Genomic DNA, 13281 nt, shown 5'->3' with positions numbered 1-13281 from the left:
AGAAAATTGAGAAAAAATAACATAAAACGGATTAATCGGTTAAAAGTTGTACAATAGGGCCTGTCAAAGAATTTTGACTTAGCACCCCCTAAATGTTAAAGAATTTAACCTAGACCAAAAAGGAGAAAAACGATATGATGATGATGAAAAGAGAAATGCTTGGAAAGCAGTTAAGAAGAAGCAGAGAAGTATTTGGCTATAGTCAGATTCAAGTAGCTAATTTGCTTGGTGTCTCCCGGCAAACAGTTTCCAACTGGGAAAATGACAAAACGATTCCAGATGGTATCAGTCTAATACAGTTAGCAGATATTTATCATATTTCTTTAGATGAATTATGCGGTCGGACAGTTTTGCTAAAATCGACATCTCATTCGGTTAGTAAGGTGGAAATCGGGCAAATGCTTGGCTTAGTTGGTGTATTCCTATGCTGCTCGCTCGTTAGTCTGACAAATATCCTATTTTTTAGTTTCCTTTTTCTCTGCTTCTTAATCTTTTTCATCTATTCTCATTTTCAAAAATACAATCATTAATATTGGAGGTCAGAAATGACGAAAGAGACAAGAGGATTAGCCTTAATTGCGGGTATTTATTTTCTTCTTTTTGTAATTCCGCATTTTATACATTTTTCATATGGAAATCAGTCACTTAGGATGATTATCCCGCTGCTGGCTTATATTTTCCTAGCTTTATTTGGACTCTATGTGTTGCGTTATCGGTTAAAGGAAAATTTGTCGTGGATAAAACAGCATAAGCTGAAAAGTTTGGGGATTACGATGCTTGTCTTTTTAGCGATGACCCTCTTTACGATAGCAGGCAGTTTTTTAGCTCAGTTAGGCTATTCATTTTTTAACATTGACCAGGCAAACTTAACTAACGATACCAATATTGGATCGGCAATGAATTTATTTCCTGTACCTCTGCTAATCTTGGTTTTAGGTGTCTTAGGACCTTTTGTTGAAGAAATTATCTATCGTTATATTTTGCTAAATTTTTTAAAAAAATATTGCTCTGCGGGAGTGGCGATTTTTTTATCCAGTCTTTGTTTTGCCATGATTCATGTCAATCATTTTACAGCCAATGAATTGTTAGGCGTTTTACCTCATTTTATGTCAGGTATTGTCTTTGCTTATACTTATTACAAAACAGATAATCTCCTTTTTTCATCTGCTGTGCATATCTTCAATAATACCAGTATATTTTTGCTGATATAAAGACGGGACTATGCCTAAACCGAGGTTGTTTCATCTGCTTTGAATTCTATATTTATTAAGGAAGAAGGTTCTTTCATATGTTAACCAGATGTTTTAGTTTTTTAGTCATCCTTTGTATTTTAGCCTATTTCTATTTAATGTTAGACTTGCATTTAAAAAATAAAGGCATCTACAATCCTATCAGACATGCTGTCAGTGACTACGGTGTAGGGAAGTATAAATATCTTTTTAACTGGGCAGGAATTGTCAGTACATTCCGTAATATTTTCTTGATAGGTGCTCTTATCTGTTGGAACTATGAGACTGCCTTTAAAGAAAAAGCTATTTGGTTATTGGTACTGGCCTTGGTGGGCTATTTCGGAGTTATGGTTTTTCCAACAGATATTGAAGGAAGCCGCAAAACAATCAGCGGTCGCCTGCACTTGCTGTTTGCTATTTTACAGTTTACTGTTTTGGCCATTTTTCTTTTTCAATTGACCGATGTAATGAGTGCATTAGTACCTTCGTTAGCTGTTTTCTTCTTGGCAATAGAATGGCTGATAAAGATTGGTTTATATGGATTGGTCGCCGCACTTATTTTACCTTTTTTAAAACCCTACTTTGGATTGTTAGAACGCATTTTTCTGTACGCAAGCAATATTTATATCCTGATTTTTTGTATAATACTATTTCAACAAAAATAGATTATGGGTTTCGTTATAGCCGTTTAGTGTATCTTTTATTATATATGGGATTCTTAATAAAGAATTGCTTGACTTGTACGATAAGATAATAAAGCGAAAAGGGGATTTAAATAGGTTGCTTACTACAATTTGAGATACTTTTACAACTAACTATAAGTGTGCTTGCTAATTGAGATACAAATCATTTATTAGAAAGAGAAAACTATGCTGAATGAACAAGATACTTATGTTCCGACGGGTATTTCTCCAAAAGAGACAGGCTTTGGTTATACTATGTCAGTAATTGGCAGGAAATATAAACGGCAATTCTACATATTTTACTAGAAAATCTTATGAGTTTTTATTGTGCACTTATATTGTATATTCAAGGTAGAAAAAAGCCCCATATGACCTATAATGAAAAGCGACCAAACCATCATTAGAAAGAATCATATGGAACCATCACATTTTATCACAAAATTACTAGACATTAAAGACCCTAATATCCAAATTATGGATGTCATTAATAAGGATACTCACAAGGAAATCATCGCTAAACTGGACTACGACGCCCCATCTTGCCCTTATTGCGAAAGTCAAATTAAGAAATATGACTTCCAAAAATCGTCTAAAATTCCTTACCTTGAAACGACTGGTATGCCTACTAGAATTCTCCTTAAAAAGCGTCGTTTCAAGTGCTATCATTGTTCGAAAATGATAGTCTCTGAGACTTCCCTCGTCAAGAAAGATCATCAAATCCCTCGTATGATCAATCAAAAGATTGCTCAAAAGTTGATTGAAAAGACTTCTATGACCGATATTGCTCATCAGCTGTCTATTCAACTTCAACTGTTATTCACAAGCTTAATGACTTCCGTTTTAATCATGATTTTTCTTGTCTGCCAGAGATTATGTCTTGGGACGAGTATGCATTCACTAAAGGAAAGATGAGCTTTATTGCTCAGGATTTTGAAAAGCTCAATATCATCACTGTCCTTGAAGGCAGGACACAAACTATCATCCGAAATTACTTTCTGCGCTACGAGCGAGCTGTTCATTGTCAGGTGAAAATCATTACGATGAATATGTTTAGTCCCTACTATGGACTTGGCTAAACAGCTTCGCTTTCGAATTTCTAGTCTTAGGCTGAAACAGTCTCCCAGACTGTTTCACTCCCAAACGCTAAAATCGTTCTAGATCGTTTTCACATTGTCCAACACTTAAGCCGTGTTATGAGTCGTTTGCGTATCCAAATCATGAATCAATTTGAACGAAAATCCCATGAATATAAGGCTATCAAACGTTACTGGAAGCTCATTCAACAAGATAGTCGTAAACTGAGTGATAAGCGATTTTATCGCCCTACTTTTCGTATGCACTTGACGAATAAAGAAATTCTAAACAAGCTTTTGAGTTATTCAGAAGACTTGAAACACCACTATAAGCTCTACCAGCTCTTGCTTTTTCACTTTCAGAACAAAGACCCTGAGAAATTTTTCGGACTCATTGAAGACAATCTAAAGCAAGTTCATCCTCTTTTTCAGACTGTCTTTAAAACCTTCCTCAAGGACAAAGAAAAGATTGTCAACGCCCTTCAACTACCCTATTCCAACGCAAAATTGGAAGCGACTAATAATCTCATTAAACTCATCAAGCGAAATGCCTTTAGATTTTGGAACTTTGAAAACTTCAAAAAACGGATTTTCATCGCTCTCAACATCAAAAAAGAAAGGACGAAATTCGTCCTTTCTCGATCTTAGCTTTTTTTCAACTCACTACAGTTGACAAAGAGCCTTTATAATTTTGAAAGCTTTCCCTAGTTTTATCTTTAATCTTCAATTTCGATTTCAAGTCCATCGCCTAGGTCAAGCGTCACTTCTTGGTTAGGTGCCAAATCTTCTGCGACAGAGGTAGGAGTGGTTCCCTCTTCATCTTCAATCAAACCGTATTGAACACGAACCTGATGGTCAATCTCATCAAAAATCTCTGGGTGATCTGCCAAATATTTCTTAGCATTTTCAGATCCTTGTCCGATTTTTTCACCCTTGTAAGAGTACCATGCTCCCGCTTTTTGGATAATATCGAGATCACTTGCGATCTTCAAGAGCTCACCAGTCTTAGAAATCCCTTCTCCGTACATGATTTCAACGAAAGCTTCCTTAAACGGTGGAGCTACCTTATTTTTCACGACCTTGATCTTGGTTTCCTTACCGACATTGGTATCTTTTTGGTCACCAGTTCCTTTGATTTGTGTGCTTCCACGAACATCCAAACGGACCGAAGCGTAGAATTTCAGAGCACGTCCACCAGGTGTTGTTTCTGGATTTCCAAACATAACCCCAACCTTTTCACGCAACTGGTTGATAAAGATGGCAATTGTTTTGGTTTTATTGATCGAAGCACCAAGTTTACGCATGGCCTGGCTCATCATACGAGCTTGCAAACCAACGTGGCTGTCTCCAATATCTCCATCAATTTCTGCACGAGGTACAAGGGCTGCAACTGAGTCAATAACGACGAGGTCAACTGCACCTGAGTCAATCAATTTTCCAGCAATTTCAAGACCTTGCTCTCCTGAGTCTGGTTGTGACAAGAGCAATTCGTCAATATTCACACCAAGGGCTGCAGCATAGGCTGGGTCAAGAGCATGTTCCGCATCGATAAAGGCTGCAATACCACCTTCTTTCTGTGCTTGCGCAACAGCGTGAAGGGCAACCGTTGTCTTACCAGATGATTCTGGTCCGTAGATTTCGATGATGCGTCCTTTAGGATAACCACCTGAACCAAGAGCAATGTCAAGAGCCAACGACCCTGAACTCATGACTTGCACTTTTTGCTCCGCGCGCTCGCCTAAACGCATGATTGAGCCTTTACCGAAGTCTTTTTCAATCAGTTTAAGAGCATCGTTCAAGGCTTTTTCACGATCCGCTCCAAACTTTTTTGAAATCTCATCTAATTTTTTTGGTTTTTTCGCCATTCTGTTCTCCTATATTCTACTGGTTCTTAGACCTATCTACTATTATATCAAAATTTAGTCACTTAATAAAGCCTTGCGAACTAGGTTAAAGGCATGCATAACCGCGATGTGACGTACATCTGCTCGACTCCGTCCTGCGATATTAGCCTTGATCACCTCTGTCCCTTTCGCATGTGCCAGTCCAATAAAAACTGTGCCGGCTGGATGCCCCTCTAGGCTATCTGGACCTGCCACACCTGTCAGACTGACTCCATAATCAGACTGAGTCTTGAGTCGTGCCTGCTCTGCCATTTTTCGAGCCGTAAACTCAGAAACGACCCCGTGTTCTTTTAGCTCTTGATCGGAAATATCCAGCATCTTAGACTTTTCTTCTAAACTGTAAGTGACAAAACCGCCATTAAAGATAGCTGAAACACCTGAAAAGTCTGCTAAAGTAGCTTGAAAGAGACCTGCCGTCAAGCTTTCTGCCGCAGTAATGCTTTTCTGTCTCTTCTTTAGCCCTTCTACTACGACACTTGCGAGGCTGGTCTCCTCCCCATATCCATAACAGATGTCTCGTAGAGAATTCCCCTCGAAAGTTTGTCGATCCAAGATTTGATTTTCTAGGATGTCCAGTGCTTGATCAGCCTTCTCTTGACTGACTGCTTTTGTAGACAAGCGCAAGGTCACTTCTCCCGTTTTGGCATACGGTGCCAAAGTCGGATCGGTTTGATGATCAATCAAATCCGCCAAAATGGTCACCAACTGACTTTCGCCAATTCCAAAGAAACGAAGAACTCGGGAATATAGTTTGGTGCCTGTCATCAGCTTGGGTAAGAGCTGGTTTAAGACCATGGGTTTCAATTCACTTGGTGGACCAGGAAGAACGACGTAGGTCACTCCATCCACTTCCGACACCCCTCCTACTGCTAAACCTGTCTCATTTGGCAGCGGAGTTGCCCCTTCTACAATTTGGGCTTGGCGCTCATTATTCGGTGTCCGAGCATAGTCAGGTCTTTGAGCAAAAAAGATATCTAGTTTTTCCTGGGCTTGAGGATCAAACACTAGATCTTTTCCCAAAAATTTAGCCAGAGTTTGTTTGGTCAAATCATCCTCAGTTGGTCCCAAGCCCCCTGTCAAAATCACAAGATTACTACGTTGACTCGCAATCTCCAGCAAGGACAAAAGACGAGCTTCATTGTCTCCGACAGCTGTTTGGAAGTAGACATCTACCCCGATTTCGGCTAGCTTCTCTGATAAAAACTGAGCATTGGTATTGACGATCTGCCCTGTTAAAATTTCTGTTCCGACAGCAATAATTTCTGCTTTCATTTTTCCTCCTACTTATCTATTCGAATTTTTTTGAAAAAATCGCAGGAAATTTCCCACGATTCGATTCTTTGTTTTATTCTACCTCTTCGTTTGAAGCACTAGTACTGGTTGAAGGCGCTGTCCGGCCAAAGGCTGTTTCGTACAGAACAGCATTGGTTTCTAATTCCGTCACTGGCTCTTTACCTAGTGAACTACGCAAGAGATTTTGCATTTCGAGCATATGTTCTGAAGTGACAATCTGATAAGAAATTCCCTGTAGTTCAGCATCTTCTCCACGCAATTGATGCGTTTCGATATTCTTGAAAGAATCTTGATAGCCGAGCAATTGTGGAATGCTCTTAGCTGATAAATCCACATTGGTCTGCATGTTGTCACTCAAAGCTTTGAGAATGCCTTGATAATGACTCACACTGTTCAGACTCAAAACCTTCTCTACGATTTTTTGAATGACTTCACGTTGACGTTTTTGACGGCCGTAGTCTCCTTCAGGGTCTTGGTAACGCATCCGTGAATACACCAAGGCTTCCTCACCATTCAAGTTTTGTTCCCCAACACCAATGGAAATCTTATTAAACTCTTCTTGGTCAGTGATAGAAATTGGAAAACCAAGTGTATTGTTGACAGTGATCCCACCAACTGCATCCACCAATTGTTGAAGTCCCTGCATGTTAACCATCACATAGCGGTCAATGTGGATATTCATCATCTTTTGAATAGTAGAAATTGCAAGTTCCGCACCACCATTGGCATAGGCCGCATTGAGTTTGGCTTCCTGAACTTGGCCATTTTCATTCTCGATCTTAGTCAAAATATCCCGTTCCAAACTCATCATAGTGGTTTTCTTTGTTTTGGGATTAACCGTCAGGAGTATCATAGAATCACTATTCCCTGCCCACGGATCTGTACGTTCCGAATTTCCCGTATCTACCCCCATTAGGAGAATCGTTAAAGGCTCAGTTGCTTCGATAACGTTGGTTTCTTCACCGATTTTTTTGTAAGTTTTTTGACTCAGGGTTGCAGTCCCCTGCTGATAGATTGTGTAGGCATAAATTCCTACACCTACAACTGTTACGGCCAGGAAACCTAGCACCATTCCAATTAATTTTTTGATCATCTTGTTATTCATCTATCAATTTGCCCATCAGACAAACATCTAAAAATATCCCTTCTGCTAAATAGGCTCCTCTTTCTTGCAAGCCTTCTATGATAAATCCCATTTTTGAATAGAGGTGGATAGCAGCCTCGTTTCGTTTTTGTACACTGAGTTGCAAGCGGCGCAAGACACCACTGGCTTTAGCCCACTCGATGCCTTCTTCTAGAAGTATTGTAGCCAAGCCTTGGTTCCAAAATTTCTTGCGAACTGCTAGAAAAACATCTCCAATATGCCGAACTCTTAAATGTTGATCCGCTGTGATACTTAAGATACCTGCAATCTCATCATTCAGTAAGGCGAGAAGAGTAATTTGATTCTCCGATGCAGCTTGTTTTTCGATAAAAAGAGCCATTTCAGACGCTGTCATCATGATACCATTTTCATCTAGGCTAGTGAGGTCTGTCTCTTGACCGACACAATCTAAAAATGCAATCAAAGCTGTAGCATCTGAAGTCTCTGCCTCACGAATGCACAACTCATACTCCATCATAAAGCTCCTTGATGAGTTGTTCAGCCCGAGAGCCATGAGCCGTAAAATGAAGACAACGACCCTCAGCTTCTTTCAAAATTTCCAACTCCAAGTAAGAATCTGGTAAAGCCTCGCCCAAAAGATGCCCCCACTCAATAACAGTCACACCGCCACCAAAGAGAAACTCATCCAAGTCAATAGAATCAGCGTCTCCTTCGATACGGTAGACATCCAAATGGTAAAGCGGCAGACGCCCTTCATACTCTCTCACGATAGTATAAGTTGGACTTTTAATCATCTGACGGATATCCAAACCCTTGGCAAGGCCTTTTGTAAAGGTTGTTTTACCCGCACCCAACTCTCCCGTCAAGATCAGAACATCATCTTTTTGAAGCAAATGACCTAATCTTTCTCCGAGAGCTAGAAGCTCTTCTTCATTTTTTGTGTACATGTTACTATTATACCAAAAAGTTTCCTTTTGTGTGAATTTTCTTTATAGACTTACTATGCTAAATTTACAGTTCTCCTTGCCTTTCTTAGAAAAAAGTAAAAATACAAATAACAAATAAAACATCGCGAATCACATGTCCGTAAAATGAAATTTCCCTTTGCACGGATTTTGGAAAGAGGAAACGCGCACATAAAAAACCAAGACTGATATAAAGGAGAATGGAGGAGATTGTTACGGGATTTCTTAAGAAAATAATCGTGCCTAAAACGGAAATCACAACCGTTCTCTTCTTATTGAGATGGTTGTCCATATCCCGAATATATTTATCAAAAGGTAAGAAAATCCATAGATCTACTCCTAGCAAGAAAAAGAAGGAGGGTAAAAAGAGGTCAACCAGTTCCTGCTGCAATTTGCTAGTAGTTTGGATGCTTTCTGTGAGAACCAGACAGGTTGCCAGAAGATTGACTACTAAAAGAAGGCTATAAACAAGACTTACTTTCTTTTGAACACGCAAAATACTATGACTTTTCTGACCCAGGGTATGGAAGTAATTAATCCCAGCACAAAAGCCTGAAACTCCCACTATGAGAATTAAAAAATAGACATTTCCTTCTCTTAAGGATAAAAATGATTCCTTCCACAATAAACAACTTCCAAATAAAATTTGAGCGACAGCTAATAATAATAAAACACGAATTGATTTCATCATTTCCTTTTCTTCCTCCGTATAAGAAATTATACTCTGACAGGATTAGAAAATGATAAATGACTTCCAAAATGTCACATTAGGACGCTGAACGGTACAAAAAACAGTCCCGTCATTCACAGAACTGTTCTCTTCTAATCTAATCCCTAAACCAGAGAGCGATTTCTCGTTTAGCTGACTCTTCTGAATCTGATCCGTGTACCACGTTTTGAATGGCTTGATTTTCTCCTGCCGCCTTAGCAAAATCTCCCCGGATGGTTCCTGGTAGTGCCTCTTCTGGACGAGTGGCACCCATCATGTCACGCCAGCTTTCAATTACCTTGGGACCTGAAATGATTCCAACAATTATTGGGCCTGAGGTCATAAATTGACGGATAGGAGGATAAAAACTTTTTTCAACTAAGTCGCGATAGTGTTGGTCAATCAAAGCTTCTGAAACTGCTGAACGTAACTCTAATTTTTCGAGTTTGAAACCACGTCGCTCAATTCTTTTCAAAACCTCGCCAACTAGACCTCTCTTCACACCATCTGGCTTAATGATAAAGAATGTTTGTTCCATATAAATCCCCTTGTCACTTTAGTTCTTCTATTCTACCACACTTTATGAAAAAGTGGGAAAATTTTCTGAAACAAAGCAAAGAGAACCCGAAGGTTCTCTTATTTACTTTTATTCTATAGTTTCTTCAGATTGGATTTCCACAGTTTCATCTACTGGAGCAAGTTCTGTATCTTCTTGTTCAGGAGTCAGATATTCTGCGTCATTGATTGCCTGTGGTTCAAGGTTACGGTAGCGAGCCATACCAGTACCTGCTGGGATGATCTTACCAATAATAACATTTTCCTTGAGTCCAAGGAGATGGTCTTTCTTACCACGGATGGCCGCATCTGTAAGGACACGAGTTGTTTCCTGGAAGGAAGCCGCTGACAAGAAACTGTTTGTTTCAAGTGAGGCTTTGGTAATTCCCATAAGAACTGGGCGACCAGTCGCTGGAACCCCACCTGCGATAAGGACATCTTTATTAGCATCTGTAAAATCGTTAATGTCTAAAAGGGTACCCATGAGAAGATCTGTATCACCTGGATCCATGACACGGACTTTACGGATCATTTGACGAACCATAACCTCGATGTGTTTGTCACCGATTTCTACCCCTTGACTACGGTAAACTTTTTGGACTTCACCAAGAAGGTAAGTTTCAACTGACAAGACATCACGAACAGCAAGGAGATGTTTTGGTTGGATAGAACCCTCTGTCAATGCTGCACCACGAGAAACTTGGTCTCCAACTTCAACACGCATACGTGCTGTAAATGGAACGACATATTCTCCTTCGCCAGTTTCACCCTTAACAAAGACTTTCTTCGTACGAGTTGACGCGTCTTCTTCAATGGCGGTAACTTGTCCCTTGACCTCTGTGATGACCGCTTCCCCTTTTGGATTGCGGGCTTCAAAGATTTCTTGGACACGAGGAAGACCCTGAGTGATATCGGTATTTGAGGCAACCCCACCCGTGTGGAAGGTACGCATTGTAAGTTGTGTACCAGGTTCCCCGATAGATTGGGCAGCGATTGTACCAACTGCTTCACCAACTTCAACCGCATCACCAGTCGCCAAGTTGATACCGTAACAGTGACGGCAGACACCATGACGAGTGTTACATGTAAATACGGAACGGATAGTCACTTCTTCCACACCAGCATTGACAATCTCGCGCGCCTTGTCTTCTGTAATCAACTCATTTGGACCAATGATGACTTCGCCAGTTTCTGGGTGTTTAACAGTTTTCTTAGTGTAACGACCATTGAGACGTTCTTCGAGAGACTCGATCATCTCTTTTCCTTCTGCGATAGAGCGGATCAAGAGACCACGGTCTGTTCCACAGTCGTCCTCACGGATGATAACGTCTTGGGCGACGTCAACCAAACGACGAGTCAAGTAACCTGAGTCGGCTGTCTTAAGGGCCGTATCGGTCATACCTTTACGAGCACCGTGAGTTGAGAAGAACATTTCGAGTACTGACAAACCTTCGCGGAAGTTTGAAAGGATTGGCAATTCCATGATACGTCCGTTCGGAGCGGCCATCAGACCACGCATACCGGCAAGTTGTGAGAAGTTCGAGATGTTACCACGGGCTCCTGAGTCCATCATCATAACGATTGGGTTCTTCGGATCTTGATTATCGACCAAGCGTTTTTCCAATTTCTCACGAGCTGCACGCCATTCAGCTGTAACGGCATTGTAACGTTCATCATCAGTAATCAAACCACGACGGAACTGTTTTGTGATTTGTTCTACACGCTTATGAGATTCTTCGATGATTTCAGCCTTGTCTTCAACCACTGGGATATCAGCAATCCCCACTGTCAATCCAGCAAGTGTTGAATGATGGTAACCTAAGTCTTTCAATCGGTCCAAGAATGCAGAGGTTTCTGTTGTACGGAAACGTTTGAAAATCTCAGCGATGATATTTCCAAGGTTTTTCTTCTTGAATGGAGGATTGAGTTCAAGATTGCGAATGGCTTCCTTGATATCGCCACCTAGTGGTAAGAAGTATTTAGCTGGAAGCCCTTCTGTCAAGTTTGCATTATTTGGTTCTTGCAAGTAAGGTAGACCCTCTGGCATGATATCGTTGAAGAGGATTTTACCAACTGTTGTAAGCAAGACCTTGTGTTTTTGCTCTTCAGTCCATGGTTTGTTAAGGCTATCTGTCGCGATACCAACACGTGAGTGGAGGTGAACATAACCATTGCGATAAGCCATGACAGCTTCGTCACGATCCTTGAAGACCATTCCTTCACCTTCACGGCCAGCTTCTTCCATGGTCAAGTAGTAGTTACCCAAAACCATATCCTGAGATGGAGTAACAACTGGTTTACCATCTTTCGGATTCAAGATGTGCTCTGCAGCGAGCATCAAGATACGAGCTTCTGCTTGGGCTTCTTCTGAAAGCGGTACGTGGATGGCCATTTGGTCCCCGTCAAAGTCGGCATTGTAGGCTTCACAGACAAGCGGGTGCAAGCGAAGGGCCTTACCATCAATCAAGACTGGCTCGAAGGCTTGGATACCCAAACGGTGAAGGGTCGGTGCGCGGTTCAAAAGCACTGGGTGTTCTTTGATGACTTCTTCGAGGATGTCCCAGATACGTTCATCTCCGCGTTCCACCAAGCGTTTAGCCGCTTTCACGTTTTGCACGATGTCACGAGCTACGATTTCACGCATAACGAATGGTTTAAAGAGCTCGATTGCCATTTCACGTGGCACACCACATTGGTACATCTTAAGAGTTGGACCAACGGCAATAACAGAACGTCCTGAGAAGTCAACACGTTTACCGAGCAAGTTTTGACGGAAGCGTCCTTGTTTTCCTTTAAGCATGTGGCTCAATGATTTGAGTGGACGGCTACCTGGTCCTGTGATCGGACGACCACGACGACCGTTGTCAATCAAAGCGTCAACCGCTTCTTGAAGCATACGCTTCTCATTTTGAACGATAATACCTGGTGCATTCAACTCAAGCAAACGAGCCAAACGGTTGTTACGGTTGATAACACGGCGGTAAAGGTCGTTCAAGTCAGATGAGGCAAAACGGCCACCATCCAACTGCAACATTGGACGAAGGTCTGGTGGGATGACTGGAAGGATGTTGAGAATCATCCATTCAGGTTTGTTTCCAGACTTGTAAAAGGCATCCAAAACATCCAAACGGCGGATAGCTTTGACACGTTTTTGTCCAGTAGCTGTTTTCAACTCTTCTTTGAGTTCAGTAATTTCTTTTTCAAGATCTACTTGTTTCAACAGGTCTTGGATGGCTTCGGCACCCATTTTGGCAACGAATGATCCATAGCCATACTCACGCAAGCGCTCACGGTATTCGCGCTCTGTCATGATAGACTTGTGCTCAAGTGGTGTATCCTTAGGATCAATCACCACATAAGCCGCAAAGTAGATAACTTCCTCGAGGGCACGAGGGCTCATATCAAGGGTCAAGCCCATACGGCTTGGAATCCCCTTGAAATACCAGATGTGAGATACAGGAGCTTTCAACTCGATGTGCCCCATACGCTCACGACGAACTTTCGTACGCGTTACTTCAACCCCACAGCGGTCACAAACAATCCCTCTGTAACGAATGCGTTTGTACTTCCCACAAGCACATTCCCAATCTTTTGTAGGACCAAAGATGACTTCGTCAAAGAGTCCTTCACGTTCTGGTTTCAACGTACGGTAATTGATTGTTTCAGGTTTTTTGACTTCTCCATAAGACCATGAACGGACTTTGCTTGGAGAAGCTAGGGTGATTTGCATACTTTTAAAACGATTTACATCAACCACTATTTCTT

General features: G+C 41.2%; 12 protein-coding genes and 1 pseudogene. 5 read left to right on the top strand and 8 right to left on the bottom strand.

What is annotated here, in order from left to right; all coding sequences use genetic code 11:
• Nucleotides 1–134: 134 nt before the first annotated feature.
• The 5 genes and pseudogenes from MK396_RS09995 (at nucleotide 135) to MK396_RS09985 (ending at nucleotide 3633) form a co-directional block, all read left to right on the top strand.
• Nucleotides 135–530 carry a helix-turn-helix domain-containing protein gene (locus MK396_RS09995; RefSeq protein WP_254736375.1) on the top strand — a complete coding sequence of 132 codons (396 nt, stop codon included), beginning with the start codon at nucleotides 135–137 and terminating at the stop codon, nucleotides 528–530.
• Nucleotides 531–545: 15 nt separating this feature from the next.
• Entirely contained in the window at nucleotides 546–1211 is a 666-nt protein-coding gene (locus MK396_RS01860) for a CPBP family intramembrane glutamic endopeptidase (protein ID WP_268723487.1), read from the top strand.
• Between the two features lie 77 nt (nucleotides 1212–1288).
• On the top strand, nucleotides 1289–1894 hold the full coding sequence (locus tag MK396_RS01855; protein ID WP_084868957.1) for a DUF998 domain-containing protein: 606 nt from the start codon (nucleotides 1289–1291) through the stop codon (nucleotides 1892–1894).
• Between the two features lie 432 nt (nucleotides 1895–2326).
• Nucleotides 2327–2824 (top strand): transposase family protein, encoded by a 498-nt coding sequence (locus tag MK396_RS09990; RefSeq protein ID WP_419150870.1) that lies wholly within the window; start codon nucleotides 2327–2329, stop codon nucleotides 2822–2824.
• A pseudogene (locus tag MK396_RS09985) lies at nucleotides 2785–3633 on the top strand (transposase). Before MK396_RS09990 ends, MK396_RS09985 begins: the two are co-directional and overlap by 40 nt.
• A gap of 68 nt (nucleotides 3634–3701) precedes the next feature.
• Here MK396_RS09985 and recA read toward each other — a convergent pair.
• The 8 genes from recA to rpoC all read right to left on the bottom strand — a co-directional run bounded on the left by recA (nucleotide 3702) and on the right by rpoC (nucleotide 13273).
• Nucleotides 3702–4850 carry a recombinase RecA gene (gene recA, locus MK396_RS01845; RefSeq protein WP_084868956.1) on the bottom strand — a complete coding sequence of 383 codons (1149 nt, stop codon included), beginning with the start codon at nucleotides 4848–4850 and terminating at the stop codon, nucleotides 3702–3704.
• Nucleotides 4851–4904: 54 nt separating this feature from the next.
• Nucleotides 4905–6161 (bottom strand): competence/damage-inducible protein A, encoded by a 1257-nt coding sequence (locus MK396_RS01840; RefSeq protein WP_084868955.1) that lies wholly within the window; start codon nucleotides 6159–6161, stop codon nucleotides 4905–4907.
• 73 nt (nucleotides 6162–6234) lie between these two features.
• Entirely contained in the window at nucleotides 6235–7275 is a 1041-nt protein-coding gene (gene brpA, locus MK396_RS01835; RefSeq protein WP_268723486.1) for a biofilm formation/cell division transcriptional regulator BrpA, read from the bottom strand.
• Between the two features lie 4 nt (nucleotides 7276–7279).
• Nucleotides 7280–7801 carry a GNAT family N-acetyltransferase gene (locus MK396_RS01830; RefSeq protein WP_084868953.1) on the bottom strand — a complete coding sequence of 174 codons (522 nt, stop codon included), beginning with the start codon at nucleotides 7799–7801 and terminating at the stop codon, nucleotides 7280–7282.
• A complete protein-coding gene (gene tsaE / locus MK396_RS01825; protein WP_084868952.1) occupies nucleotides 7791–8234 on the bottom strand; it encodes a tRNA (adenosine(37)-N6)-threonylcarbamoyltransferase complex ATPase subunit type 1 TsaE in 444 nt (147 codons plus the stop codon). Before tsaE ends, MK396_RS01830 begins: the two co-directional genes overlap by 11 nt.
• A gap of 85 nt (nucleotides 8235–8319) precedes the next feature.
• Nucleotides 8320–8943 (bottom strand): hypothetical protein, encoded by a 624-nt coding sequence (locus tag MK396_RS01820; RefSeq protein WP_084868951.1) that lies wholly within the window; start codon nucleotides 8941–8943, stop codon nucleotides 8320–8322.
• A gap of 136 nt (nucleotides 8944–9079) precedes the next feature.
• Nucleotides 9080–9499: a nucleoside-diphosphate kinase gene (gene ndk, locus MK396_RS01815; protein ID WP_084868950.1), complete on the bottom strand. Its 420-nt coding sequence runs from the start codon at nucleotides 9497–9499 to the stop codon at nucleotides 9080–9082.
• 108 nt (nucleotides 9500–9607) lie between these two features.
• Complete coding sequence (gene rpoC / locus MK396_RS01810; RefSeq protein ID WP_268723485.1) at nucleotides 9608–13273, bottom strand: DNA-directed RNA polymerase subunit beta'; 3666 nt, start codon at nucleotides 13271–13273, stop codon at nucleotides 9608–9610.
• Nucleotides 13274–13281: the final 8 nt, after the last annotated feature.

Origin of the sequence: Streptococcus oralis (genome assembly GCF_026782235.1) — a bacterium.
GTDB lineage: Bacteria > Bacillota > Bacilli > Lactobacillales > Streptococcaceae > Streptococcus > Streptococcus oralis_CC.
This window is presented reverse-complemented; position numbering and strand designations above follow the sequence as displayed.